The sequence below is a fragment of the Bacillus sp. 3103sda1 genome, from assembly GCF_024159135.1.
In the GTDB taxonomy this organism is placed as follows: Bacteria; Bacillota; Bacilli; order Bacillales; family Bacillaceae_G; genus Bacillus_A; species Bacillus_A rhizoplanae.
The window spans coordinates 3,187,705-3,214,246 of the sequence record NZ_JAMYWS010000001.1 but is presented as its reverse complement, the minus strand read 5'-3'; the positions used below and the strand labels follow the sequence as shown (position 1 = coordinate 3,214,246).

General features: G+C 37.9%; 23 protein-coding genes. 22 read left to right on the top strand and 1 reads right to left on the bottom strand.

What is annotated here, in order from left to right; all coding sequences use genetic code 11:
* The first annotated feature begins 226 nt into the window (after positions 1-226).
* The 12 genes from coaBC to spoVM all read left to right on the top strand — a co-directional run bounded on the left by coaBC (position 227) and on the right by spoVM (position 13,028).
* Positions 227-1,432: a bifunctional phosphopantothenoylcysteine decarboxylase/phosphopantothenate--cysteine ligase CoaBC gene (coaBC, locus tag NKR74_RS15970; RefSeq protein WP_253630229.1), complete on the top strand. Its 1,206-nt coding sequence runs from the start codon at positions 227-229 to the stop codon at positions 1,430-1,432.
* Positions 1,429-3,834: a primosomal protein N' gene (gene priA / locus NKR74_RS15965; protein ID WP_253630228.1), complete on the top strand. Its 2,406-nt coding sequence runs from the start codon at positions 1,429-1,431 to the stop codon at positions 3,832-3,834. The genes coaBC and priA overlap by 4 nt, the downstream gene beginning before the upstream one ends.
* Before the next feature lie 11 nt (positions 3,835-3,845).
* Positions 3,846-4,322 carry a peptide deformylase gene (gene def / locus NKR74_RS15960; protein WP_090912690.1) on the top strand — a complete coding sequence of 159 codons (477 nt, stop codon included), beginning with the start codon at positions 3,846-3,848 and terminating at the stop codon, positions 4,320-4,322.
* A gap of 16 nt (positions 4,323-4,338) precedes the next feature.
* Entirely contained in the window at positions 4,339-5,283 is a 945-nt protein-coding gene (fmt, locus tag NKR74_RS15955) for a methionyl-tRNA formyltransferase (RefSeq protein WP_253630227.1), read from the top strand.
* Positions 5,280-6,614, top strand: a complete 1,335-nt coding sequence (rsmB, locus tag NKR74_RS15950) for a 16S rRNA (cytosine(967)-C(5))-methyltransferase RsmB (protein WP_253630226.1) — start codon at positions 5,280-5,282, stop codon at positions 6,612-6,614. Before fmt ends, rsmB begins: the two co-directional genes overlap by 4 nt.
* Positions 6,615-6,618: 4 nt before the next feature.
* Positions 6,619-7,707 (top strand): dual-specificity RNA methyltransferase RlmN, encoded by a 1,089-nt coding sequence (gene rlmN, locus NKR74_RS15945; protein WP_253630225.1) that lies wholly within the window; start codon positions 6,619-6,621, stop codon positions 7,705-7,707.
* A gap of 4 nt (positions 7,708-7,711) precedes the next feature.
* The gene (locus tag NKR74_RS15940) at positions 7,712-8,464 is read left to right on the top strand and encodes a Stp1/IreP family PP2C-type Ser/Thr phosphatase (RefSeq protein ID WP_253630224.1); all 753 of its coding nucleotides are present in this window, start codon (positions 7,712-7,714) and stop codon (positions 8,462-8,464) included.
* 8 nt (positions 8,465-8,472) lie between these two features.
* A complete protein-coding gene (pknB, locus tag NKR74_RS15935) occupies positions 8,473-10,443 on the top strand; it encodes a Stk1 family PASTA domain-containing Ser/Thr kinase (protein WP_253630223.1) in 1,971 nt (656 codons plus the stop codon).
* Between the two features lie 133 nt (positions 10,444-10,576).
* Positions 10,577-11,458, top strand: a complete 882-nt coding sequence (gene rsgA / locus NKR74_RS15930) for a ribosome small subunit-dependent GTPase A (protein WP_253630222.1) — start codon at positions 10,577-10,579, stop codon at positions 11,456-11,458.
* Between the two features lie 2 nt (positions 11,459-11,460).
* Positions 11,461-12,105 carry a ribulose-phosphate 3-epimerase gene (gene rpe / locus NKR74_RS15925; RefSeq protein ID WP_253630221.1) on the top strand — a complete coding sequence of 215 codons (645 nt, stop codon included), beginning with the start codon at positions 11,461-11,463 and terminating at the stop codon, positions 12,103-12,105.
* 135 nt (positions 12,106-12,240) lie between these two features.
* On the top strand, positions 12,241-12,882 hold the full coding sequence (locus NKR74_RS15920) for a thiamine diphosphokinase (protein ID WP_253630220.1): 642 nt from the start codon (positions 12,241-12,243) through the stop codon (positions 12,880-12,882).
* 65 nt (positions 12,883-12,947) lie between these two features.
* On the top strand, positions 12,948-13,028 hold the full coding sequence (spoVM, locus tag NKR74_RS15915; protein WP_098309662.1) for a stage V sporulation protein SpoVM: 81 nt from the start codon (positions 12,948-12,950) through the stop codon (positions 13,026-13,028).
* Between the two features lie 73 nt (positions 13,029-13,101).
* On the opposite strand, the gene rpmB is transcribed toward spoVM, so the two are convergent.
* Positions 13,102-13,290 carry a 50S ribosomal protein L28 gene (rpmB, locus tag NKR74_RS15910; protein ID WP_000124776.1) on the bottom strand — a complete coding sequence of 63 codons (189 nt, stop codon included), beginning with the start codon at positions 13,288-13,290 and terminating at the stop codon, positions 13,102-13,104.
* 373 nt (positions 13,291-13,663) lie between these two features.
* On the opposite strand from rpmB, the gene NKR74_RS15905 reads away from it, so the two are divergent.
* From NKR74_RS15905 to smc, 10 genes are all read left to right on the top strand, one after another.
* A complete protein-coding gene (locus NKR74_RS15905; protein ID WP_098309663.1) occupies positions 13,664-14,026 on the top strand; it encodes an Asp23/Gls24 family envelope stress response protein in 363 nt (120 codons plus the stop codon).
* Between the two features lie 22 nt (positions 14,027-14,048).
* Positions 14,049-15,725 (top strand): DAK2 domain-containing protein, encoded by a 1,677-nt coding sequence (locus tag NKR74_RS15900; protein WP_253630219.1) that lies wholly within the window; start codon positions 14,049-14,051, stop codon positions 15,723-15,725.
* 572 nt (positions 15,726-16,297) lie between these two features.
* The gene (gene recG / locus NKR74_RS15895) at positions 16,298-18,346 is read left to right on the top strand and encodes an ATP-dependent DNA helicase RecG (protein WP_253630218.1); all 2,049 of its coding nucleotides are present in this window, start codon (positions 16,298-16,300) and stop codon (positions 18,344-18,346) included.
* A gap of 87 nt (positions 18,347-18,433) precedes the next feature.
* Positions 18,434-19,024, top strand: a complete 591-nt coding sequence (fapR, locus tag NKR74_RS15890; protein WP_098309771.1) for a transcription factor FapR — start codon at positions 18,434-18,436, stop codon at positions 19,022-19,024.
* Positions 19,021-20,013 carry a phosphate acyltransferase PlsX gene (gene plsX, locus NKR74_RS15885; RefSeq protein WP_253630217.1) on the top strand — a complete coding sequence of 331 codons (993 nt, stop codon included), beginning with the start codon at positions 19,021-19,023 and terminating at the stop codon, positions 20,011-20,013. The genes fapR and plsX overlap by 4 nt, the downstream gene beginning before the upstream one ends.
* 15 nt (positions 20,014-20,028) lie before the next feature.
* Positions 20,029-20,973 carry an ACP S-malonyltransferase gene (gene fabD / locus NKR74_RS15880; protein ID WP_253630216.1) on the top strand — a complete coding sequence of 315 codons (945 nt, stop codon included), beginning with the start codon at positions 20,029-20,031 and terminating at the stop codon, positions 20,971-20,973.
* Positions 20,973-21,716, top strand: a complete 744-nt coding sequence (gene fabG / locus NKR74_RS15875; protein ID WP_098309668.1) for a 3-oxoacyl-[acyl-carrier-protein] reductase — start codon at positions 20,973-20,975, stop codon at positions 21,714-21,716. Before fabD ends, fabG begins: the two co-directional genes overlap by 1 nt.
* A gap of 154 nt (positions 21,717-21,870) precedes the next feature.
* Positions 21,871-22,104: an acyl carrier protein gene (gene acpP, locus NKR74_RS15870; RefSeq protein ID WP_098309669.1), complete on the top strand. Its 234-nt coding sequence runs from the start codon at positions 21,871-21,873 to the stop codon at positions 22,102-22,104.
* A 60-nt stretch (positions 22,105-22,164) separates the two neighbouring features.
* Positions 22,165-22,902 carry a ribonuclease III gene (rnc, locus tag NKR74_RS15865; RefSeq protein WP_253630215.1) on the top strand — a complete coding sequence of 246 codons (738 nt, stop codon included), beginning with the start codon at positions 22,165-22,167 and terminating at the stop codon, positions 22,900-22,902.
* Positions 22,903-22,968: 66 nt separating this feature from the next.
* Positions 22,969-26,538: a chromosome segregation protein SMC gene (smc, locus tag NKR74_RS15860; protein ID WP_253630214.1), complete on the top strand. Its 3,570-nt coding sequence runs from the start codon at positions 22,969-22,971 to the stop codon at positions 26,536-26,538.
* The last annotated feature ends 4 nt before the right edge of the window (positions 26,539-26,542 follow it).

Genomic DNA, 26,542 nt, shown 5'->3' with positions numbered 1-26,542 from the left:
TTGCTTCTCACTCAATCTTGGGGTGGGGGTCTTACTGCCCGTTAATGCGGGACAAAGAGAGAAAGCGAGTGCAGGTTCTTCTCCATAGCAGCAATCTATATGTCGAAAAATCAAAATGATTTCATATAGGATGGAGAATAACGGCAGCTTGTATTTTATGTTGTGATGGTGAATGATTTGAATTTCGAGTAGGACTAAGTTTCATGAAAGAAAGAGGACGAGACCTATGCTAAACGGGAAAAAAATACTTTTATGTGTTACAGGAGGCATTGCTGTATTTAAAGCAGCTGCGTTAACAAGTAAATTAACACAGGCAGGTGCGCTTGTGAAAGTAATAATGAGTGAGTCGGCAATGAAGTTTGTTGCACCGCTTACATTTCAAGCGCTTTCTCGCCATGATGTATATACAGATACATTCGATGAAAAAGATTCAGCAGTGATTGCTCATATTGATTTAGCAGACTGGGCTGATGTTGTTCTTGTTGCACCAGCGACAGCAAACATTATTGGTAAATTAGCAAATGGTCTTGCAGATGATATGATTTCAACGACGCTTCTTGCAACTACAGCTCCAGTGTGGATTGCACCTGCCATGAATGTTCATATGTACGAAAATCCAGTTGTTCAAAAAAACATGCAAACATTAAAAAAATTAGGTTATACATTTATTGAGCCTGGTGAAGGATTTTTAGCTTGTGGATATGTTGCTAAAGGTCGATTAGAAGAACCGGAAAACATTGTAGCAATGTTAGAAGTACATTTTTCACAAGGGAAGCCACTTCAAGGAAAACGGATATTAGTGACGGCGGGACCAACGCGTGAGAAGATTGATCCAGTTCGCTTTATGACAAATTTCTCATCTGGCAAAATGGGTTATGCACTTGCGGAAGTTGCGGCAAGTCTTGGAGCAGAAGTCATTCTTGTTTCTGGTCCAACGGCACTAACGCCACCTGCGAGTGTAACAACAATACAAGTACAATCAGCGCAAGATATGTTAGAGGCGGTTTTACATCATTATTCCAATATGGATGTTGTGATCAAAACAGCTGCCGTTGCAGATTATCGACCGAAAATCGTTTATGATGAAAAAATGAAAAAGAAAAATGGCGATACGGTTATTGAACTTGAACGCACGATAGATATTCTTAAAACATTAGGTGAACGAAAAGAACATCAATTACTCATTGGTTTTGCAGCAGAAACAACAAATGTTGAAGAGTATGCGACGAAAAAATTACGTGAGAAAAATGCTGACATGATTGTTGCTAATGATGTAAAAGCAGAAGGTGCAGGGTTTGGTACGGATACAAATATTGTTACGATGTATAAACGAAATGGCGCTATGATTAAATTGCCACTGCTAACAAAGCAGGAGGTAGCTAGAGAAATTTTACTACAAGTTGAAAAAATGCTGGAAGAGGATCCCGCATGAAATTTGCAAGCGTAATTGTTGATGTTCCAGCAAGGCAAACGGATAGGCCATTCGATTATATAATTCCTAAGCGCTGGGAAGATCTTGTCCAAACAGGCATGCGAGTTGTTGTTCCATTTGGACCACGAAAATTACAAGGATTCGTTATTGACATAAAAGATACAGTAGATGTAGATGTAAATAAGTTGAAAACATTGCATGAATTGTTAGACGTAACACCTGTATTGAATGCAGAATTGTTGCAACTTGGAAATTGGCTTACGGAAGAAACACTTTGTTTCACAATTTCAGCGTTCCAAGTTATGCTGCCAGCAGCGATTAAAGCGACATATAAAAAGCGGTTGCATCTCCATCGTTCTGAAGATATAGCTGAGAATGTAAAATTTCTCTTTCAAGGAAAAGAAAGTATCGATTGGAGTGTGCTCGATGAACAACCACATTTGTACCGTGCAGTCCAAACAGAAATTGCTAAAGGAACAGTGGAAGTTGTCTATGAAGTAAAAGATAAGGCGCAAAAGAAAAAACAAAAAATGATCCAACCTGTGTTGTCTTATGAAGAATTAGAGGAAGCGGCCTTTAACTTAAAAAGTAAAAAACAGCAAGATATATTGTATTACTTTATGGAACATTATCGGTCCATACCGTTAAAAATAATAACGGAAGAATTGCAAATTACAGATGCTCCGATAAAATCTCTTGTGAAAAAGGGTCTGTTAGCTGAAAAATATGTGGAGATATATCGAAATCCGTATGATGACGATGCTTTTGAGCGCACAAAACCATTCCCGCTTACAGAAGAACAACAACAAGTTATTGCACCGATCTTAACTTCTATTACAAAAGAGAAACATGAGACATTTTTACTGTACGGTATAACTGGGAGCGGAAAAACGGAAGTGTATTTACAGTCAATTGAAGAAGTGTTGCGAAAAGGAAAAGAAGCTATTGTACTTGTACCGGAAATTTCGTTAACTCCCCAAATGGTTGATCGCTTTAAAGGGCGCTTTGGTTCGCAAGTTGCAGTTCTTCATAGTGCGCTATCTGTTGGGGAAAAATATGATGAATGGCGTAAAATCCTGCGAAAAGAAGTAAAAGTAGTTGTAGGGGCACGTTCAGCAATTTTTGCACCATTTGAGAATTTAGGAATCATTATTATTGATGAAGAACATGAATCAAGTTACAAACAAGAGGATAATCCGCGTTATCATGCACGTTCTGTTGCAATTTGGCGGGGAAAATATCACAATTGTCCTGTTGTACTAGGAAGTGCCACACCTACACTAGAATCGTTTGCTCGTGCAAAAAAAGGTGTATATGAGCTGCTTACAATGACAAAGCGTATGAATGAAAGGGATTTGCCGACAGTTGAGATTATTGATATGAGAGAAGAACTTCGGGAGGGAAATCGTTCTATGTTTTCTCAGCTTCTTCATGAGAAAATAGCGGATCGGTTAGAGAAAAAGGAACAAATGGTGCTCTTTTTAAACAGAAGAGGTCATTCGACATTTGTCATGTGCCGTGATTGCGGTTATGTAGTACAATGTCCGCACTGTGATATTTCACTTACATATCACAGGATGAATAATCGCTTGAAATGTCATTATTGTAGTTATGAGGAAAATTTGCCAAATGCTTGTCCTGCTTGTAATAGTTCCTATATCCGCTTCTTTGGGACAGGAACACAAAAGGTTGAAGAAGAAATTACAAAACTGTTTCCCGAAGCGCGCGTCATTCGAATGGATGTTGATACGACAAGTCGCAAAGGGATGCATGAAAAGCTCCTGAAGTCCTTTGGTGCAGGAGAGGCAGATATTTTACTTGGAACACAAATGATTGCTAAAGGTCTGGATTTTCCGAATGTGACGCTTGTAGGTGTATTAACAGCAGATACGATGCTGCATTTGCCGGATTTTAGAGCGAGCGAAAAAACATATCAGCTTTTAACGCAAGTGAGCGGCCGAGCCGGACGTCACGAACTTCCAGGTGAAGTCGTTATTCAAACGTATACACCCGAGCATTATAGTGTACAATTAGCGAAACAGCAGCAGTATGATATGTTCTTTGAACGCGAGATGTATATGAGGAAAATTCGGCAATATCCACCATATTATTATGTGGCATTAGTTACAGTATCTCATCCAGAATTATTAAAAGCAGTGCAGGTAACAGAGAAGATCGTTGGTTTTTTACGGCAACATTGTGCCCAGCAAACGGTGATTTTAGGTCCGGTTGCTTCGGCAATTCCTCGTATAAAAGATAGATATCGCTACCAATGCGTGATAAAATACAAACGGGAACCAAACTTAAAGTACGTGCTCAAAATGGTAAATGAACATTATCAGGCAGAAATGCAGAAAGACTTGCAAATCTCAATTGATTTTAATCCAACTATGTTAATGTAGCGGAGGAAAAAATGGCAACGTTAGAAATTGTAAAACATCCAAATGAAGTATTAGAAACGCCGTGTGAACGTGTTATAAATTTTGATAAAAAGTTAGTGAAGCTTTTAAAAGATATGCACGAAACAATGCTGATTGCAGATGGTGTTGGTTTAGCAGCACCACAAGTTGGCGTAAGTCTGCAAGTTGCTGTTGTAGACATTGATGATGATAACGGAAAAATTGAGTTGATTAATCCTGTTATTTTAGAACAACGTGGTGAACAAGTAGGTCCCGAAGGCTGCTTAAGTTTTCCGGGGCTTTTTGGTGATGTAACACGTGCCGAGTACATTAAAGTACGTGCCCAAAATCGCCGTGGAAAAGTATTTTTACTAGAAGCAGACGGGTTTTTAGCTCGTGCAATTCAACATGAAATCGATCATTTACACGGTGTATTATTTACATCTAAAGTAACGCGATATTATGAGGAAAATGAATTAGAAGAGATGTAAAAGGAGAGTTTTTTGAATGGTGAAAGTTGTATTTATGGGTACACCGGACTTTTCAGTGCCGGTGCTTTGTCGTCTTATTGAAGATGGATATGATGTGATTGGTGTTGTGACACAGCCGGATCGTCCAGTAGGCAGAAAAAAGGTTATGACACCAACACCTGTTAAAGTGGAAGCAGAAAAACATAGTATTCCGGTGTTACAACCTTTAAAAATTCGTGAAAAAGATGAATATGAAAAGGTGTTGGCATTAGAGCCTGATTTAATTGTGACAGCTGCGTTCGGGCAAATTGTACCAAACGAAATTTTAGAAGCACCGAAGTACGGATGTATTAATGTCCATGCTTCATTACTTCCAGAGCTTCGCGGCGGTGCACCTATTCATTATTCCATCATGCAAGGAAAAGAAAAAACAGGCATTACCATTATGTATATGGCTGAAAAATTAGATGCAGGTGATATTTTAACGCAAGTAGAAGTAGAAATTGGAGAACGTGAAACAACAGGCTTGTTATTTGATAAATTAAGTGAGGCTGGAGCTGACTTACTATCAAAAACTGTTCCGCTGTTAATACAAGGGAAGTTGGAACCAATTAAACAAAATGAGGACGAAGCAACATTTGCTTACAATATTAAACGTGAGCAAGAAAAGATTGATTGGATGAAAACAGGTGAAGAGGTTTACAATCATATTCGTGGTTTAAACCCATGGCCAGTTGCTTATACGACTTTAGCGGAACAAGTTGTAAAAGTATGGTGGGGAGAAAAGGTTTCTGTAAAAGAGCAAGCCGAAGCTGGAACAATTATAGCGTTTGAAGAAGATGGTTTTGTTGTGGCAACAGGAAATAAAACAGCAATTAAAATTACCGAGTTGCAACCATCTGGTAAAAAGCGCATGAGCTGTTCACAATTTTTGCGTGGAACAAAGCCTGAAATTGGTACGAAGTTAGGAGTAGACGCATGACACAAAACGTTCGTGAATTAGCTCTTGACGGTTTATTACAAGTTGAAAAAAGCGGTGCATACAGTAATTTGCTTTTGAACAATCTTATTGAAAAAAGCAACATTGATAAAAAAGATGTTGGATTGTTAACAGAAGTTGTATATGGAACAATTCAAAGACGTGATACACTTGATTATTATTTACAGCCGTTTTTGCGAAAAAAGATTGAACTGTGGGTGAAAGTGCTACTTCGCTTATCTTTATATCAAATGTTATATTTAGATCGTGTTCCAGAGCGAGCAGCAATTCATGAAGCGGTTGAAATTGCAAAACGCCGTGGTCATAAAGGAATTGCAGGGCTTGTTAACGGAGTACTCCGTTCCATTCAGCGTGAAGGCGTTCCATCATTAGATGAGATTAAAAGTTCTGAACAGCGACTTGCAATTGCAACAAGCCATCCAGAATGGCTTGTAAAAGAATGGATAGAAGCATATGGAATTGAAACGGTACAAAAAATGTGTGAAGTAAACCTACTTCCACCAGTTCCAACCGCTCGAGTTAATGTGGCGAAAGCGTCTATAGAAGAGGCGCTTAAAGCACTAGAAACAGAAGGAATTCAAGCAAAATATGGTGATTTGTCAGAAGATGCAATTCAAATTGAAAAAGGAAATGTAGCTCATACAAAAGCATTTCAAGAAGGATTGCTATCTATTCAAGATGAAAGTTCTATGCTTGTGGCTCGTGCGCTTAATCCGGAAGCGGGAGATATTATCCTTGATAGTTGCGCTGCTCCTGGTGGGAAAACAACGCATATTGCAGAACGCTTACAAGGAACAGGGAAAGTCATTTCTCTTGATTTACATCCACACAAAGTGCGTTTAATTCAGCAGCAAGCAAAGCGTCTTCAATTAGAAAATGTAGAAGCGAAAACGCTCGATGCACGGAAAGTACAAGAGCATTTTGAACAAGAGAGTTTTGATAAAGTATTGGTAGATGCTCCGTGCTCTGGATTTGGTGTAATTCGCCGTAAACCAGATATTAAAATTGGAAAGCAAAAAGAAGATAGTAAAAGACTTGCAAATATTCAGCTATCCATTTTAGAAAAGGTAGCTCCTTTGTTGAAAAAGGGAGGACGCCTTGTTTATAGTACGTGTACAATTGAAAAAGTAGAAAATGAACAAGTAGTAGAGCTGTTTTTACAATCACACCCTGAATTTGAATGGGATACAACAATAAAAGAACGATTGCCAAAAGCCGTGCATCCGTATGTAGTAGAAGGCGGAGTACAAATTTTACCGCATTACTTTGCGACGGATGGATTTTATATTGCTTGTTTAAGAAAGAAGGTGTAGCATCATGGAAACAACTGTGAAAAAACAAAAAAAAGAATTAGAAACAAACAAACCGTCTATTTATTCCCTGCAGCTTCATGATATGGAACAATGGTTAAAAGAGCAAGGAGAACCTAAATTCCGTGCTGGTCAAATTTTTGATTGGCTTTATAAAAAACGTGTAATAACTTTTGAGGATATGTTAAACCTTTCTAAAGGATTGCGTGAAAAATTGTCGAATTCCTTTGATATTACAACTTTAAAAACATTAGTAAAGCAAACATCTGCAGATGGAACAATTAAATTCTTATTCCAACTGCATGATGGCTATTCTATTGAAACAGTATTAATGCGCCATGATTACGGAAATTCAATTTGTGTAACAACACAGGTTGGTTGCCGAATTGGCTGTACGTTTTGCGCATCAACACTTGGCGGCTTGAAACGTAATTTAGAAGCTGGTGAGATTGTTGCACAAGTTGTCGAAGTACAACGTGAGCTAGATACTACAGATGAGCGTGTAAGCTCTCTTGTTGTTATGGGAATCGGAGAACCGTTTGATAATTATGACAGCTTAATGGCGTTTTTACGTATCGTGAATCATGAAAAAGGACTTCACATTGGAGCGCGTCATATGACGGTATCAACAAGTGGAATTATCCCGAAAATTTATAAGTTTGCTGAAGAAAATATACAAATTAACTTTGCGGTTTCCTTACATGCTCCAAATACAGAACTGCGATCAAAATTAATGCCAATTAACCGGGCATACAAGCTACCAGATTTAATGGAAGCTATCAAATATTACATCGAGAAAACAGGGCGCCGTGTTTCATTTGAATATGGTTTATTTGGAGGAGAAAACGACCAAGTCGAACATGCTGTGGAATTAGCTCAGCTGTTAAAAGGTGTGAAATGTCATGTTAACTTAATTCCAGTTAACTATGTACCAGAACGCGATTATGTGAGAACACCGCGCGAACAAATTTTCTTGTTTGAAAAAACATTAAAAGATCGTGGTGTTAACGTAACGATTCGTCGTGAACAAGGTCATGATATTGATGCAGCCTGCGGTCAATTGCGTGCAAAGGAGCGCAAAGAAGAGACGAGGTGAGATAATGAAAACCGTGTTTCTATCAGATAAAGGAAAAGTTCGTCAACATAATGAAGATAGTGCAGGAGTATTTCATAATCTAGATGGAGATGTTTTAGCTGTTGTAGCAGATGGAATGGGAGGTCATCGAGCAGGCGATGTTGCCAGCTCGATGGCAATCCAACTGTTCCATGACTATTGGAAACAAACGTACAATATGGATACGCCTAAAAAAGCAGAGCAATGGTTACATAATCATGCTCAAATTATTAATGAACGAGTATATAAATATTCTGGAGAACATCCAGAATGTAGTGGAATGGGAACGACAATCGTTGCTGCTATATGCACAGCTGCTTTTGTTACAATTGGCCATATTGGAGATAGTCGCTGCTATATGTTATCGGACGATTATATGTCACTTGTAACCGAAGATCATTCCCTTGTAAATGAACTCGTTCGACATGGAGAAATTTCAAAAGAAGATGCTGAATATCATCCAAGGAAAAATGTTTTACTAAGAGCGCTTGGTACGGAAGAAACCGTTATATTAGATGTGAAAACTTTAGTATTAGAAGAGGGAGATCTATTGTTACTCTGTTCTGATGGATTATCTAATAAAGTTGCAATGAGTCGTATGAAAGAGATTTTACAATCTGATGAGCTTTTGCAAACAAAAAGCGAACAACTTGTGCAGCTTGCAAATGACCTTGGCGGGGAAGATAACATTACTCTTGTCATTATTGATTATGCGGATTCGGCGAACGAAAGTAGGTGAATTACAACGTGATGATTGGAAGACGCCTAAATGACCGTTACAAGCTGCTTAAAATGATTGGTGGCGGGGGAATGGCCAATGTATATTTGGCGCATGATGACATACTTGATCGCGATGTAGCTGTAAAGATGTTACGGCTTGATTATTCAAATAACGAGGAATTTATTAAGCGTTTCCATCGAGAAGCGCAATCGGTTACAACGTTGTCGCATCCAAATATTGTTAATATGTATGATGTCGGAGAAGAAGACGGAATTTATTATCTTGTTATGGAATATGTGCCTGGTCAAACGTTAAAACAATACATACAACAGCGAGGGCTTCTTCCTGTAGGAGAAGCGCTTGATATTATGGAACAATTAACTGCTGCGATGGCTCATGCGCATCATTTTGAAATTGTTCACCGTGATATTAAGCCTCATAATATTTTAATTCGAAGTGACGGCGTTGTGAAGGTTACAGATTTTGGTATTGCAACAGCGACAAGCGCAACGACGATCACACATACAAATTCTGTTCTTGGTTCTGTTCATTATTTATCTCCTGAACAGGCAAGAGGCGGTGTTGCCAATAAGCAATCAGATATTTATTCACTTGGAATTGTGATGTTTGAACTATTAACAGGAAGGCCGCCGTTTTCCGGAGAATCTGCTGTTTCTATTGCTCTTAAACATTTGCAAAATGAGACACCATCTCCGAAAAGGTGGAATCCTGATATTCCACAAAGTGTAGAAAATATTATTTTAAAAGCAACAACGAAAGACCCATTTCATCGCTATCAATCTGCAAATGCAATGAAACGTGATATTGAAACAGCATTATATCCAGAGCGAATAAATGAACAACCTTTCCATATACCTGAAGATATGGAAGCAACAAAAGCAATTCCTATCATTCAGCAGGAGCAATTGATAAATACGAATAGTGAAGAAACAATTATTTTATCTGGAAGTTCGAAAGAAGAAAAGCAGCAGAATGAACTAAAACAAGAAGAACAACAAAAAAAGAAAAGCAATCGATGGCTCAAGATTTTACTTACGACTTTCATATTTTTAGTTGTGTGTGGAATATTGGCAGTGACAGTTATTCCAGGTTTCTTTATTCCAAAAGAAGTTAAAGTGCCTGATGTATCTGATATGACATATGAAAAAGCTGTCAATACACTTGTTGATAAAGGATTCGAATTGACGGGACCGCAAGTTATATATACAGATGAAGTCGAAGAAGGTAAGGTCATTAAAACAAATCCAGCTGCAGGAAGAGTTGTGAGAGAGAATACAAAAATTACGATTTTTCAATCAGGTGGAAAACAAAAGAAAAAAATGCCTAATTTAATTGGGAAAGAATATAGTCAGATAAAAGATGAATTGACTCAATATAAGGGTGTTGTTCCTTATTATATTGAAAGCGAAAAGCCGAAGGATGAAATTGTAGAACAAATTCCTGAAGCAGGACAATCTATTGTAGAGGAAGAGCAAGAAATAAAAGTGTGGATTAGTAAGGGGCCGAAACAAATTCGACTCGTTGATTTTTCTGGTTGGACAGAAAATAGTGTGAACAGCTATTTGAACGAGAAAAAGCTTGTGCCAGAAATAAGGAGAGAGTATTCAAATACAGTTGATAAAGGGCTTGTTATTTCACAATCACCAAAGCCAGATACGAATTTAAAAGAAGGGGCAAAAGTAACAATTGTTGTCTCTGAAGGACCGAAAGAAAGGCCGATGAAAACTGTAAAAGTCGACAATATTCCAATTGAGTACCAAGCACCGGCAACTGGAGAGAAAAAACCACAAACAATTGAAATATATAAAGAAGATATGCAGAATACTATGGATAAGCCGTTTGAAACGAGAACGATAACGGAGTCTACGACAATTTCTCTTGATTTTGTTATTCAAGAAGGAACAAAAGGACGTTATAAAATTGTTCGTGACGGAACGACGTTAATTGAAAAAGATGTTCTGTATCCAACAGAATAAAGTGAAACTCCCGTTAGGAATGCTTACAAATGGTGAGTTGAACGAATCTCGTTCTAAAGTTCAGTATGAATATCTATGAAAAGAAGTTGGCTTTTTATGTTCTTTAGAACAAGATAAATGAAGGAGAGAATGTATGCCAGAAGGGAAAATTATAAAAGCTTTAAGTGGATTCTACTATGTGGAGCATGAAGAGGGGGTAACGCAGTGCCGCGGACGTGGTGTATTTCGTAAACATAAAATTACACCGCTTGTTGGCGATCAAGTCGTATTCCAAGCTGAAAATCCGAGTGAAGGATACGTTCTAGAAATATTAGAGCGAAAAAATGAACTTGTGCGCCCACCGATTGCCAACGTTGATCAAGCGCTGCTTGTGTTTTCTGCAGTAGAACCAGAGTTTAATCCATTGTTATTAGACCGTTTTTTAGTTTTAATTGAGTTTCATAATATTAAACCAATTATTTGTATTAGTAAGATGGATTTAATAGATGAGAAAACACGTGAAACAATTGAAGCGTATGCGCGGGATTACAGTGCAATTGGTTATGATGTGGTATTTACTTCAACGACAACTTCAGAGAGTATAGAAGTGTTAAAGCCATTTTTACAAGGTTGTGTTTCTGTTGTAGCGGGTCAATCTGGTGTAGGGAAATCTTCTCTTTTAAACGTGCTACGTCCAGATTTAGCGTTAAAAACGAGTGGAATTTCAGCTCATTTAGGCCGGGGTAAGCATACGACAAGGCATGTGGAATTAATTGAAGTAGGGAGCGGCCTTGTTGCGGATACACCTGGGTTTAGTTCACTGGATTTTATCGATATGGAAGTAGAAGATCTCACATATTGTTTTCCGGAGTTGAAAGAACAGAGTCAATACTGTAAATTTAGAGGTTGTACACATCTTTCTGAACCGAAGTGTGCGGTGAAAGATGCTGTAGAAGAAGGTAGCATTACACGCTATCGTTATGAGCACTATATGCAATTCGTTGAAGAAATTAGAGATAGAAAGCCGAGGTATTAATGATGATTAAAATTGCACCATCGATTTTATCAGCAGACTTTTCGAGATTGGGAGAAGAAATTAAAGATGTAGAAAAAGGTGGAGCAGATTACATACATGTCGATGTAATGGATGGGCATTTTGTTCCAAATATTACGATTGGTCCGTTGATTGTAGAAGCAATTCGTCCAATTACTTCTTTACCACTAGATGTTCATCTTATGATTGAAAATCCGGATCAGTACATTCCTGCTTTTGCGAAAGCGGGAGCGGATATTATTACAGTACATGTAGAAGCGTGTTCGCACTTACATCGTACGATTCAATTAATTAAGTCGCAGGGTATTAAAGCGGGTGTTGTTTTAAATCCACATACACCAGTTTCGATGATTGAGCATGTATTAGAAGATGCAGATATGGTGCTATTTATGACGGTAAACCCAGGCTTTGGTGGTCAAAAGTTCATTCATTCTGTATTGCCAAAAATTAAACAAGTTGCTGACATGGTTCGTGAACGCGATTTACAAGTAGAGATTGAAGTTGATGGCGGCGTTAATGTAGAAACAGCGAAATTATGTGTAGAAGCAGGAGCGAATGTTCTTGTTGCAGGATCTGCTGTATACAATCAAAAAGATCGCGGGGCAGCAATTGCAGCTATTCGCGGATAAAGTGAAACTTCCATCAGTGGGGGTCTTACTGCCCGTTAATGCGAGATAAAAATGAATTTGTAGGTAAATTGGTTAAAGAAACAAGGTAATCTAGCTATTGGTAGATTGCCTTTTTTCTATAGAAGGAGAGAGAACATGATTATTCATATTTTAGCTGGAGGTCCAGTAGAGTGTTGTGCAGATTTTTCAAAATATGAGAGTGAAGAGGTTGTATGGGCAGCGGTTGATCGAGGAGTATATCGTTTGTTGCAGCTTGGAATAATACCACAAGTAGCTTTTGGTGATTATGATTCTGTTACAGAAGAAGAGTTAGTATGGATGCAAAAACAGAAACGAGATTTGCATATTGTGCCGAAAGAAAAGGATCAAACGGATTTGGAGATTGCAATTAATTGGGCTTTAGAACAAGAGCCAGAACAAATTCGGATTTTTGGTGCAACAGGTGGAAGGATGGATCATAGTTTAGCCAACATTCAAATGTTACTAAAAGGTTTACAAGCAAATGTAAACATGAGCATTGTAGATTATAAAAATGAAATTTCTGTTAAAGAATCGGGTACATATACAATGGAAGAAAATTCATTATTCTCTTACATATCTTTTGTTCCTGTTACAGAAATAGTAACTGGAATTACACTTCGCGGTTTTAAATATCCTCTTACAGATAAAACGATAAAATGGGGATCGACACTTTGTATTAGTAATGAACTCGTTGCGGAAAAAGGTACTTTTTCATTTACTTCTGGCATATTAATGGTGATAAGAAGCACTGATTGAAGAACTACTTTTGTTGCTACGTCATATAGTAAACAAGTGGAGTAATGGGGATTAGGAGGGAAACCATGAGATTTTATACAATTAAGTTGCCGAAATTTCTTGGTGGAATTGTTCGCGCGGTGTTAAATACCTTTAAAAAGGAATAAAAAAAGCACCTGTTACCGGTGCTTTTTTCATGAGGATAATAAAAACAGAGCCAATAGGCTCTCTTTTTTATTATTAAACACGTTCGATTTTGCCAGATTTTAATGCTCTAGCAGAAACGTAAACACGTTGAACTTTACCGTCAATGCGTACGCGAACTTTTTGAAGGTTAGCGCCCCATTTACGTTTTGTAGCGTTCATTGCGTGAGAACGAGAGTTACCAGAACGAGCTTTTCTTCCAGTAATAGCACAAACACGAGCCATCTATATTTCCCTCCCTTAACTACCGTAACCTAAGTAATTTTCAATGTTAGTCTTTTATGCGATGCTAAAAACACTTCTATAATTTAACACAACTAAAAAGAGAATGCAACAGTGTATAAGAAAGAAATCAAGAAAAATTACTTGACACTATATGTAAGAAAAGCGGAAATCAAGAAAAAATACTTGACATATCATAGGGATATGTGTTGTATAATAACAATGGACTATTTTGCTCATCATAAAAAGAAGTGCTATATTATTCTATAAGTACGAGAGCGAAAGTAAAGAACGTTGGAATTTTTTTTGAAAAGATTATATGATAGTAATTAAAGTAGTCTAGCTCACTTTCACCATTTCTAAAGGGGGAAAAGAGATGTCAATTGAAATCAAAACAAAGTACGGTCAAATTGATATTAGTACAGAAGTAATTGCAACAATTGCAGGGGGCGCTGCAGTAGATTGCTACGGCATCGTTGGTATGGCGTCAAAAAATCAATTAAAAGATGGATTAACAGAAATCTTACGAAAAGAAAATTTCACAAGAGGCGTTATTGTTCGTAAAGAGAACGATGAAGTACATATTGACATGTATATTATCGTGAGCTATGGTACAAAAATTTCAGAGGTAGCACACAATGTTCAAACGAAAGTGAAGTATACATTAGATCAAACAGTAGGACTAGCTGTAGATTCTGTGAACATCTACGTACAAGGAGTTAAAGTAACAAACTTGTAATGTGCATTAAGGAGGAAAATCTGTGTCAATTCAAAAAATTGATGGGAAGCGTTTAGCCCAAATGATTCTGCAAGGGGCAAATAATTTAACAAATAACGTCAAGCTAGTTGATGCTTTAAACGTTTTTCCAGTTCCAGATGGCGATACCGGTACAAACATGAATTTATCGATGACTTCAGGAGCGCGAGAAGTAAAGAAAAATCCTTCTGAGCATGCTGGGAAAGTCGGAGTGAGCTTAGCAAAAGGATTATTAATGGGAGCACGTGGAAATTCTGGCGTAATTTTATCTCAGCTTTTCCGTGGTTTCTCAAAATCTATTGAGCAAAAAGAAATGTTAACAACAGTTGACTTTGCTGATGCTTTAGAAGCTGGTGTAGGAACTGCATATAAAGCAGTTATGAAACCGATTGAAGGAACGATTTTAACTGTTGCAAGAGAAACGAGTGAATATGCAGTCACAGTTGCGAAAAAACAACGCGACTTTGTTTTGTTTATGGAAGAAGTTGTGAAAGAGGCGAACGCATCTTTAAATCGTACGCCGGATTTATTACCTGTATTAAAGCAAGTTGGTGTTGTAGATAGCGGTGGTAAAGGCCTTGTTGTTGTGTATGAAGGATTTTTAGCTGATTTAAAAGGTGAAACAATTACTTCTAATGAGCCAGTGCAACCATCTATGAATGAAATGGTACGTGCAGAACATCACCGTAGTGTACAAAGCCAATTGAGTACAGAAGATATCACATATGGCTACTGTACAGAATTTATGGTCAAGCTAGACGAAGAGAAGATGAAAGAACATAACTTCTCTGAGCAAAAATTCCGTGAAGATATTAGTGCATATGGTGATTCATTGCTAGTTGTAGCAGATGATGAAATCGTGAAAATTCATATTCATGCAGAGCATCCTGGAGATGCAATGAATTACGGACAACGTTATGGTAGCTTAATTAATATTAAAGTAGAAAATATGCGTGAACAACATACCGCTTTGTTAGATGAGCCTGCAATGATGCAGGTAGAAGCGAAACAACCTGCAGAAAAACAGACTTATGGAATTGTAACGGTGGCGATGGGGTCTGGTATTAAAGAATTGTTTGAAAGTATCGGTGCGACGGTAGTTATTGAAGGCGGTCAAACGATGAACCCAAGTACAGAGGATATTGTAAAAGCGATTGAAGAAGCTAATGCAGAAAAAATTATTATTTTACCGAACAACGGTAACATTGTAATGGCTGCAGAACAAGCTGCTTCTATAGTGAACCAAGAAGTAATCGTTGTTCGTTCGAAAACAGTTCCGCAAGGTATGGCGGCGATGCTTGCTTTCAATCCAGCAGGAACGCTTGAAGAAAATGAAGCGAATATGAACGAAGCGCTTGCACATGTGAAGACAGGTCAAATTACGTATGCGGTTCGTGATACAGAGATTGATGGCGTGACAATTCACAAAGATGATTTTATGTGCATTGCAGACGGGAAAATTGTATCAACAGATACAGAAAAATTGAACGCTGCGAAAAAGCTGTTAGAAAATATGCTTGATGAAGATGCAGAAATCTTAACGATTTTACAAGGTGAGGATGCATCGGAAGAAGAAGTAGCTGCATTAGTAGCATTTGTAGCAGAAAACTTTGAAGATGTAGAGGTAGAAGTTCATAATGGAAATCAGCCTATATATTCTTTCATTTTTTCTGTAGAATAAGGTGAAACTTCATCCCTGTTGATGGTTAGTTCCACCAATCTAGATTTGCAGGTAGCGTATCTTTATTGAAAAATGGGATTACTCTCTGTATTAGGGTGAGACAATATAAATGATGAGAGGGCCTTACTAGCTAATACAGTGAGGCTCTCTTTCTTATTTATCCCGCTATTCGCGGGCAGTAAGACCCTCACCTCAAGATTGAGAGAGAAGCAAGGAAGATAGGTGGGGGATAACTGTCCGAAAAAGCTCTATTGGTGAGAGTTTGCCACAAGAAGCGAGATGAAAAACCCTACTTGTAGAAGTTTCACTTTATAATAAGTGTTGTGATTAAGAAAATAGTAGGAAAATAGAAAAAGCTATTTAGCTGAAATTTGAATTGATATATATGGGTAGATAAAGGTGAAACGACTACTACGCTCTACTAATGCTATGGTAGAATAGGAGAGGTAGCGACTGTATATTCGAAATGAAAATGAGGATATGTAATTATTATGATATAACGTGTGAAGAAAGAAGATATGTGTTAGTGCATGTGAATGGTTAGGAATAAGATTTGACGGGGCGTGAAGATCTTGAGTGAAGTTGTGCAAGTTCCTATTACGGATGTGAAAGGGATTGGAGAAGAAACAGCTGTATTATTAAATGAGATGGGGATTTTTACGGTTTCTGATTTGTTAGAACATTTTCCGTATCGTTACGAAGACTATGCAATGAAAGATTTAGCTGAAGTTAAGCATGAAGAACGTGTAACGGTGGAAGGGAAAGTACATAGTGCCCCTCTTTTGCAGTATTATGGAAAAAAGAAATCACGTCTCACTGTTCGTGTTCTCGTTGGGCGTTATTTAATTACAGCGGTATGCTTTAACAGACCGTACTATAAGCAAAAATTAAATATTGATGAAACAGTCACAATAACTGGAAAGTGGGATCAACATCGTCAAACGATTTCAGTGTCGGAACTTCACTTTGGACCAGTTGTTCGTCAGCAAGAAGTAGAACCGGTATATTCAGTTAAAGGAAAATTGACGGTAAAACAGATGCGTCGTTTTATTGCACAAGCTTTTAAAGAATATGGTTCTTTTGTGAAAGAAGTACTGCCAGATGGGCTGTTGTCCCGCTACAAATTATTATCTCGTTATGAGGCGCTGTATGCCCTGCATTTTCCTAGCGGACAAGAAGATATGAAACAGGCGCGCCGTCGTTTTGTATATGAAGAATTTTTCTTGTTTCAATTAAAGATGCAGGCACTTCGCAAAATGGAACGAGAAAGCTCAAAGGGTGTAACAAAAAGTGTCTCTCTTGAGCAGTTAGAAGAGTTTATAGAAGCGCTGCCCTTTCCGTTAACAAATGCGCAGTATCGCGTTGTTTCGGAAATTATGAAAGATTTGCAGTCGCCGTATCGAATGAATCGTTTATTACAAGGGGATGTAGGTTCTGGGAAAACGATAGTTGCCGCAATTGCTTTATATGCTGCGAAATTAGCTGGATATCAAGGGGCATTAATGGTACCGACAGAAATTTTAGCGGAGCAGCATTATCAATCACTCGTATCTATATTTTCTTATTTTAATATGAACATTGAATTATTAACAAGCTCTGTAAAGGGAGCGCGTCGCCGTGAAGTATTAGCTAGGCTAGAACAAGGAGAAATTGATATTCTCGTTGGAACGCATGCTCTAATTCAAGATGAAGTTATATTTCACAGACTTGGGCTCGTTATTACGGATGAACAACATCGTTTTGGTGTAGCGCAGCGTCGCGTTTTAAGAGAAAAAGGTGAAAGTCCAGATGTTTTATTTATGACAGCGACACCAATTCCTCGTACATTAGCAATTACTGCGTTTGGTGAAATGGATGTATCAATCATTGATGAGATGCCAGCAGGTCGTAAAGTGATTGAAACGTACTGGGCGAAACATGATATGTTTGAACGTGTTCTTGGATTTGTCGAGAAAGAAGTGAACAAAGGACGACAAGCATATGTCATTTGTCCACTAATTGAAGAATCAGAGAAACTAGACGTACAAAATGCAATTGATTTGCATAGTATGCTGACCCATCATTATCAAGGGAAATTTCAAGTTGGTTTGATGCATGGGCGCCTTTCTTCTCAGGAGAAAGACGAAGTAATGCATCAATTTAGCGAAAATAAAGTGCAAATTCTCATTTCGACAACAGTTGTAGAAGTTGGTGTGAACGTGCCAAATGCAACAATGATGGTTATCTATGATGCAGAACGTTTTGGATTATCGCAACTTCACCAACTTCGTGGGCGTGTGGGGCGTGGAAGTGAACAATCTTACTGTATTTTAATTGCTGATCCGAAATCAGAAACAGGAAAAGAACGTATGCGCATCATGACAGAGACGAATGATGGTTTTGTGTTATCAGAAAAAGATTTAGAATTGCGTGGTCCTGGAGATTTCTTTGGAAGTAAGCAAAGTGGTTTACCTGAATTTAAAGTAGCTGATATGGTACATGATTATCGAGCATTAGAAACAGCTAGGCAAGATGCTGCTTTACTTGTTGATTCAACTGCATTTTGGCAAAGTGAGCAGTATGAAATGCTGCGAAGTTATTTGGAAAAATCAGGAGTTTTCCAAGGGGAAAAGCTTGATTAAAACGGAAGAAACAAAAAAATGTTGCATTCTGTATTTAATGCTTATATACTACTGTTAGTACCTAGTCATAAAAATGGATGGTGCGGAATGAAAAAAAGAAGGAAAAAAGAAAGACAAGAGTTGTTACAACAAACAATAGAAGCAAATCCGTTTATTACGGATGAAGAATTAGCTGAACAATTTCAAGTGAGTATTCAAACAATTCGTCTTGATCGCATGGAATTATCAATTCCAGAATTAAGGGAACGGATTAAACATGTGGCAACGAAACAACATGAAGAAGATGTAAAATCCTTGCCCCTTGATGAAGTGGTAGGAGAAATTATTGATATAGAATTAGATAGACATGCGATTTCGATTTTTGAAGTGAAAGAGGAACATGTCTTTAAACGTAATCAAATTGCTCGTGGGCATCACTTATTTGCGCAAGCGAACTCATTAGCTGTTGCAGTTATTGATGAAGAATTAGCTTTAACTGCGAAGTCTACCATTCGATATATTCGTCCTGTAAAATTAGGAGAGCGTGTTGTTGCAAAAGCGCGTGTTGAAGATGTGGAGAATGATAAAGGACGGACGGTTGTCAAAGTGCAAAGTTTTGTTGGAGATGAACTTGTTTTTAAAGGCACTTTTGAAATGTATCGATCTAGTAATTATAGTGAGGAAGGTAACAACTTATGAGAATCGCAATAGATGCAATGGGTGGCGATCATGCGCCAAAATCTGTCGTGCTCGGAGCAATGAAAGCAATTAAACAATATTCAGATTTACATATTACACTAGTAGGAAAAGAAGACGAAATCCGCAAGTATTTAACAAGTGAAGAACGTATTACTGTATTGCATACAGATGAAGTAATTGAAGGAACGGATGAGCCGGTACGAGCGGTACGTCGCAAAAAACAAGCTTCGATGGTACTTGCTGCGCAGCAAGTAAAAGAAGGTGCAGCTGATGCTTGTATTTCCGCAGGGAATACGGGGGCTCTTATGGCAGCTGGATTATTTGTAATTGGACGTATAGAAGGGATTGAGCGCCCAGCTCTTTCGCCTACTATGCCAACAGTAGATGGTAAAGGCTTTGTTATGTTAGATGTTGGAGCAAACGTCGATGCAAAAGCAATTCATTTATACCAATATGCTGTAATGGGGTCTGTATATGCAGAGAAAGTGAGAGGAATTGCTAATCCTCGCGTAGGTCTTTTAAATGTTGGAACTGAGGATGGAAAAGGAAACGAGCTTTCTAAGCAAGTTTTTGCAATGCTAAAAGATGCACCGATTAACTTTGTTGGAAATGTAGAATCACGAGACTTATTACAAGGTGTAGCTGATGTGGTTGTTTGTGATGGATTTACCGGAAATGTTGCCCTTAAAACGTTAGAGGGTACTGCACTTGCATTATTCTCGATGCTAAAAGAGCAATTAATGAGTTCGTTTACAAGTAAACTAGCGGCGGCGGTATTAAAACCAAAGCTTATGGTGTTGAAAGATAAAATGGATTATTCAGAGTATGGAGGAGCTGCTTTATTTGGATTGAAAGCTCCTGTCATCAAAGCGCATGGTTCTTCCAATGATCAATCGATTTTTAGCGCGATTCGTCAAACTAGAGAAATGGTAGCGAAGGAAGTTATTCCTACTATTACGAGTGTAATAGAGGAGGAGCCGCTTCAATAATGAGGAGGGTTTGAAATGGGAAAACTAGCATTTCTTTTTCCAGGACAAGGTTCACAGGCAGTTGGAATGGGAAAACAATTAGCAGAAAGTCATGAAGAGGTTGCGAAAGTATTTCATCAGGCTGATGAAATTTTAAAAGATTCTCTTTCATCACTTATTTTTGAGGGACCTCAAGAAACGTTGACGTTAACAACAAATGCACAACCAGCATTGTTAACGACAAGTATTGCAATTTTAAAGGCATTGGAGCAGTATGAGATTAAACCTGACTATGTTGCAGGACATAGTTTAGGTGAGTATAGTGCACTAGTAGCAGCGGGTGCTATGTCATTTGAAGATGGTGTATACGCTGTAAGAAAACGCGGTGAGTACATGGAAGAAGCTGTGCCAAATGGCGAAGGTGCAATGGCAGCTATTCTAGGAGCGGATCCGGATATGTTAAAGCAGGTGACTGAAGAGGTGACGCAGGAAGGATATGCTGTTCAAGTTGCGAATATGAATAGCACGAAGCAAATTGTCATTTCTGGTACAAAGCAGGGTGTGGAATTGGCTTCAGAAAGAGCGAAAGAAAATGGTGCGAAACGTGCAATTCCACTGCGCGTTAGCGGTCCGTTTCATTCATCGCTTATGAAACCAGCTGCTGAGAAGTTTCGTGGTGTATTAAATGAAATTTCAATTCACGATGTGAAGATTCCCGTTGTTGCAAATGTAACAGCAGATTGCATTACTCGTAAAGAGGATATTCAAGAAAAATTAATTGAACAACTCTATTCCCCTGTATTATGGTACCCATCCATTGAACGGATGGTAGAGCTCGGTGTGGATACATTTATTGAAATTGGGCCTGGGAAAGTTTTAGCTGGTCTTATGAAATCAATCGCTCCATCTGCGAAAGTATATGCAATATATGATGAAGAGACGATGAAGGATACCATTTCAAAACTGAGAGGAGAAGGCTAATGTTATTAAAAGATAAAGTCGTATTAGTAACGGGAGCATCTCGCGGAATCGGCCGTGCAATTGCATTAGATTTAGCAAAACAAGGTGCGAAAGTAGTTGTAAACTACGCAGGAAACGAATTAAAAGCAAATGAAGTTGTAGATGAGATTAAAAAATTAGGTTCAGAAGCAATTGCAGTAAAAGCAAATGTTGCTAGTAGCGAAGAAGTGACTGATATGGTAAAACAAACTGTGGATACATTTGGTCAAATTGATATTCTTGTCAATAACGCTGGTATCACAAAAGACAATTTATTAATGCGCATGAAAGAAGAAGAATGGGATGCTGTTATTAATACAAACTTAAAAGGTGTCTTTTTATGTACAAAAGCTGTATCTCGCTATATGATGCGTCAACGTCACGGTCGTATTATTAATATCGCCTCTGTTGTTGGTGTTACTGGAAACCCAGGACAAGCAAACTACGTTGCAGCAAAAGCGGGTGTAATTGGATTAACAAAAACTTCAGCAAAAGAGCTAGCAAGTCGTAATATCACAGTAAATGCAATTGCTCCTGGATTTATCGTAACAGATATGACAGATGTATTGGCGGAAGATGTGAAGAATGAAATGCTAAAATTAATCCCAATTGCAAAATTTGGAGAAGCAGAAGATATTTCAAATGCGGTTGCATTTTTAGCATCAGATGCGAGCCGTTATATCACTGGGCAAACACTTCATGTTGACGGCGGCATGGTGATGTAAAAGGAAAAACTACAGAAATAGGTTGATTTCATCTAGCTTTTCTGTACAATATTAAATATAATGGCTTGAGAAGATCGGAAAAATAGTGATCTAATTTATAGATAAATTTAAAAAAGTAATTGTTTGTCAATACTTTTAAAGGAGGTGAATGAATATGGCAGACGTTTTAGAGCGTGTAACGAAAATTATCGTAGATCGTCTAGGAGTAGACGAAACAGAGGTAACAACAGCTGCAAACTTTAAAGAAGATTTAGGTGCTGATTCTCTAGATGTAGTAGAACTTGTAATGCAACTAGAAGATGAGTTTGAAATGGAAATTTCTGATGAGGAAGCAGAAAAGATTGCTACTGTTGGCGATGCTGTGACTTACATAGAGAGTCATCTATAATGCTTGATGAAGTCCCGTTTATATACGGGGCTTTCTCAGCATATATATCTGGAGGGACCTATGCCGTACAGAAAGTATAGAGATAAGAAGTATGAAGCGAAATATCGCGAGGCTTTTAAAAAGTTTCAAGCGAAAATAGGTATTACATTTACAAATGAAAAATTGTTGATACAAGCATTTACGCATTCATCGTATGTGAATGAGCATCGGAAAAAGCCACATGAAGATAATGAGCGTCTTGAATTTCTTGGTGATGCGGTACTAGAACTGACGGTTTCGCAATATTTGTTTCAAAAATATCCGACAATGAGCGAGGGAGAATTAACAAAACTTCGCGCGGCTATTGTATGTGAACCTTCTCTCGTTCGTTTTGCGAATGAGCTGGCATTTGGTAATCTTGTCCTTTTAGGAAAAGGGGAAGAAATGACAGGAGGTCGCGAACGTCCAGCGTTATTAGCGGATGTCTTTGAAGCGTTTATTGGTGCACTTTACTTGGACCAAGGTTTAGACAAGGTATGGGGATTTTTAAAAACAGTTGTTTATCCGAAAATTAATGAAGGTGCTTTTTCTCATGTGATGGATTTTAAAAGTCAACTACAAGAATTAATTCAGCGTGATGGTAGCGGTAATATAGAATATCAAATTTTGCAAGAAAAAGGACCAGCCCATAATCGAGAGTTTGTATCGCGTGTTACATTAAACGGCGAAGCATTAGGGCTTGGAAGTGGAAAGTCTAAGAAAGAGGCAGAACAGCATGCTGCCCAAGAAGCGTTAGAAAAATTAAAAGAGCATTCATAGAGCATTAATAGAGAATCCCCCTTATACTTAGGGGGATTCCTTGTGCATAAAGGGGGAAGGCCTTTCGTGTTTTTAAAACGGTTAGAGATAGCAGGATTTAAATCTTTTGCAGAACGCGTATCGATTGACTTTGTACCAGGTGTAACGTCTGTAGTAGGTCCAAATGGAAGCGGAAAAAGTAACATTACAGATGCCATTCGTTGGGTACTTGGTGAGCAATCCGTAAAGTCGCTGCGCGGTGCGAAAATGGAAGATATTATTTTTTCGGGTAGTGATACACGTAAAGCGTTGAATGTTGCTGAGGTAACATTAACATTAAATAATGAGGATCAGCGTCTGCCGATTGAATATAACGAAGTAAGTGTAACAAGACGAGTATATCGTTCAGGAGATAGTGATTTTCTTATTAATAAACAACCTTGTCGTTTAAAAGATATTGTAGATTTATTCATGGACTCAGGTATGGGACGTGAAGCATTTTCTATTATCAGTCAGGGAAAAGTAGAAGAGATTTTAAGTAGTAAAGCGGAAGATCGCCGTAGTATTTTTGAAGAAGCGGCTGGTGTACTGAAATATAAAATCCGTAAAAAGAAAGCGGAAGGAAAATTAGCGGAGACGCAGGATAATTTAAATCGTGTAGAAGATATTATTCATGAATTGAGTGATCAAGTTGAACCTCTCGAAAGACAAGCTTCTATTGCAAAAGACTATCTTGAGAAAAAAGAAGAATTAGAAAAAGTTGAAGCGGCATTAATTGTGTATGAAATTGAAGAGTTACATGAAAAATGGGAAGCGCTTCGCGAGCAATTTAAACATAACAAAGATGAAGAAGTGAAATTATCAGCACATCTTCAAAAAAATGAAGCGGATTTAGAAGAAGTGCGTGGAAATGTACAAGCCATTGATGAATCTGTTCAATCTTTGCAAGAGGTTCTTCTTCTTTCTAGTAAAGAACTTGAAAAATTAGAAGGACAACGCGAGCTGCTGAAAGAAAGAAAGCACAATGCCACAACACATTGTGCACAGTTAGAAGCACTCATTCATGAATTAACAGATAAAGTTTCTGCATATGAAGGCAGTGTTGCGCAAGGAACAGACGAATTAATGAAATTGGCAAATCATGTGAAAGAGTTAGAACAGAAACTGCATGATAATGAAAGATTGTTGTCTACATATGTACAAAATTTAGATGAGCAAATTGAGTATTTAAAAGGTGATTATATTGAACTTTTAAATCAACAGGCAAGTTATCGAAATGAACTTTCTATGTTAGAGGAACAATTTAAACAAAGAGATTTCAAAAACCAGCGTCTTGACGAAGAAAATGAAAAATATGTGCAGATGGGCATAGAAATTGCACAGAAAAAATCAACGTTCGTTGAAAAATATGAACATATAAAAGAGCAAATTACAAATCTGCTGTCAAATATGAAGCAAACGGACATTGCACTTGGAAAATGTAAAGAACAATATAGTGAAAATGAGAGCAAATTGTATCAAGCATATCAATACGTTCAGCAAGCTCGTTCTCGTAAAGAAATGCTTGAGGAAATGCAAGAGGATTATTCAGGATTTTATCAAGGAGTCCGTGAAGTATTAAAGGCACGTGATAGCCAGTTGCATGGTATTGAAGGTGCAGTTGCAGAACTTCTTACTGTACCGAAAAAGTATGAAGTGGCAATGGAAATTGCGCTTGGAGCAGCAATGCAGCATGTTGTTGTACAAACAGAAGAACATGCGCGCCGAGCAATTGCATTTTTAAAGCAAAATCGTCATGGACGTGCGACCTTTTTACCGCAAAGTGTAATTAAAGGGAGAGCACTTAGGACAGAGCAGCTTCGGATTGTAAACCAGCACTCATCATTTATAGGAGTAGCTTCAGAGCTTGTGCAGTACAATAATAAATATGAAAATGTTATTACAAATTTATTAGGTACGGTAATTGTCGCTCATGATTTAAAAGGAGCGAATGAATTAGCAAAGCAGCTACAATATCGTTATCGTATTGTTACATTAGAAGGCGACCTTGTAAATCCAGGGGGTTCAATGACGGGTGGTGCTGTGAAGCAAACGAATTCATCTTTATTAGGACGCCAACGTGAGTTAGAAGAGTGGAACGAAAAGTTGACAGATATGGAAGAAAAGACGGCGAAGCTAGAAAGCTATGTCAAAGAGCTAAAACAAGAAATACAAGAAAAAGAAGTGCAGATGAAAGAACTTCGACAAAGCGTCGATGAAAAGCGTGTAGATGAACAAGCATGTAAAGAAGAGATTAATCAGTTAGAACTAGAAGAGCATCGCATTAATGAACGCTTATCTATTTATGATTTAGAGCTAGAAGGATTTTTGCAAGATCAAGTGAAGATACAAGGGCGGAAAACAGAGCTAGAAAAAACGCTTACAGAGCTGCAAGAAAAAATTATGCAGCTTGATACAACAATTAAAGAATTAACAAAGCAAAAGAGTGAGCAACATTCTTCGAAAGAAAAAGTGCAGATAGAAATTACGGAGTTAAAAGTGCAAGTAGCTGAAAAGCAACAACGATTATCAAATCAAAAAGAGACAGTAGACCGCCTCACAAAAGAACAAGATGAGACGAAAAAGAATCTTATAAAGACAAAAGAAGATTTAGCATTCTTGAAACAAGAAATGACATCGAATTCCAGTGGTGAAGAGCAAATTACAAGTATGATTCAAAAGAAAACCCACGATCGAAATCAAACTGTTGAATTAATTAGCTCACGCCGTGAACAACGTCTGGATTTACAAGGGCGACTAGAATATTTAGATTTAGAAGTAAAAGAAGCGAAACGTCAGCATAAATATTTGCTTGATGTATTAAAAGATGAAGAAGTAAAAATAAATCGTTTAGACGTGGAGCTAGAAAACCGCTTGCAGCACTTACAAGAAACGTATACCATTTCTTTTGAAGCGGCGAAACAAAAGTATACGATGACAATGTCTGGTGATGAAGCTCGTAAAAAAGTGAAATTAATTAAATTATCCATTGAAGAACTTGGGACAGTAAACTTAGGTTCAATTGATGAATACGAGCGCGTATCTGAGCGTCATACGTTCTTATTAGAGCAGCGTGATGATTTGGAAGAGGCGAAAACAACACTGCATCAAGTAATTGACGAGATGGATGAGGAAATGAAAAAACGCTTTTCTTATACATTCCAAGCAATTCGTACAGAATTCCAGTTTGTGTTTAGTGAATTATTTGGCGGAGGGCGTGCGGATTTAGTTATGACAAACCCGCAAGATTTATTAAATACAGGAATTGATATTGTTGCACAGCCACCAGGAAAGAAATTGCAAAATTTAGGTCTTCTTTCTGGAGGAGAACGAGCATTAACAGCAATTGCATTGCTGTTTAGTATTTTAAAAGTTCGTCCTGTACCGTTTTGTGTACTTGATGAGGTTGAAGCAGCGCTGGATGAAGCGAACGTTGCTCGTTTTGCGCAGTACTTGAGAAAGTTTAGTGATGAAACACAATTTATAGTTATTACACACCGAAAAGGAACAATGGAAGAATCAGATGTACTATATGGTATAACGATGCAGGAATCTGGTGTTTCCAAGCTTGTATCCGTTCGTTTAGATGACGGAGCAGAAGTTGTGACAAGTGAATAGAAAG

Coding starts and splice junctions, on each gene's coding strand:
- coaBC (WP_253630229.1), top strand. CDS start 227: ATGCTAAACGGGAAAAAAATACTTTTATGTGTTACAGGAGGCATTGCT.
- priA (WP_253630228.1), top strand. CDS start 1,429: ATGAAATTTGCAAGCGTAATTGTTGATGTTCCAGCAAGGCAAACGGAT.
- def (WP_090912690.1), top strand. CDS start 3,846: ATGGCAACGTTAGAAATTGTAAAACATCCAAATGAAGTATTAGAAACG.
- fmt (WP_253630227.1), top strand. CDS start 4,339: ATGGTGAAAGTTGTATTTATGGGTACACCGGACTTTTCAGTGCCGGTG.
- rsmB (WP_253630226.1), top strand. CDS start 5,280: ATGACACAAAACGTTCGTGAATTAGCTCTTGACGGTTTATTACAAGTT.
- rlmN (WP_253630225.1), top strand. CDS start 6,619: ATGGAAACAACTGTGAAAAAACAAAAAAAAGAATTAGAAACAAACAAA.
- NKR74_RS15940 (WP_253630224.1), top strand. CDS start 7,712: ATGAAAACCGTGTTTCTATCAGATAAAGGAAAAGTTCGTCAACATAAT.
- rsgA (WP_253630222.1), top strand. CDS start 10,577: ATGCCAGAAGGGAAAATTATAAAAGCTTTAAGTGGATTCTACTATGTG.
- rpe (WP_253630221.1), top strand. CDS start 11,461: ATGATTAAAATTGCACCATCGATTTTATCAGCAGACTTTTCGAGATTG.
- NKR74_RS15920 (WP_253630220.1), top strand. CDS start 12,241: ATGATTATTCATATTTTAGCTGGAGGTCCAGTAGAGTGTTGTGCAGAT.
- spoVM (WP_098309662.1), top strand. CDS start 12,948: ATGAGATTTTATACAATTAAGTTGCCGAAATTTCTTGGTGGAATTGTT.
- rpmB (WP_000124776.1), bottom strand. CDS start 13,290: ATGGCTCGTGTTTGTGCTATTACTGGAAGAAAAGCTCGTTCTGGTAAC.
- NKR74_RS15905 (WP_098309663.1), top strand. CDS start 13,664: ATGTCAATTGAAATCAAAACAAAGTACGGTCAAATTGATATTAGTACA.
- fapR (WP_098309771.1), top strand. CDS start 18,434: ATGAAAAAAAGAAGGAAAAAAGAAAGACAAGAGTTGTTACAACAAACA.
- plsX (WP_253630217.1), top strand. CDS start 19,021: ATGAGAATCGCAATAGATGCAATGGGTGGCGATCATGCGCCAAAATCT.
- fabD (WP_253630216.1), top strand. CDS start 20,029: ATGGGAAAACTAGCATTTCTTTTTCCAGGACAAGGTTCACAGGCAGTT.
- fabG (WP_098309668.1), top strand. CDS start 20,973: ATGTTATTAAAAGATAAAGTCGTATTAGTAACGGGAGCATCTCGCGGA.
- acpP (WP_098309669.1), top strand. CDS start 21,871: ATGGCAGACGTTTTAGAGCGTGTAACGAAAATTATCGTAGATCGTCTA.
- rnc (WP_253630215.1), top strand. CDS start 22,165: ATGCCGTACAGAAAGTATAGAGATAAGAAGTATGAAGCGAAATATCGC.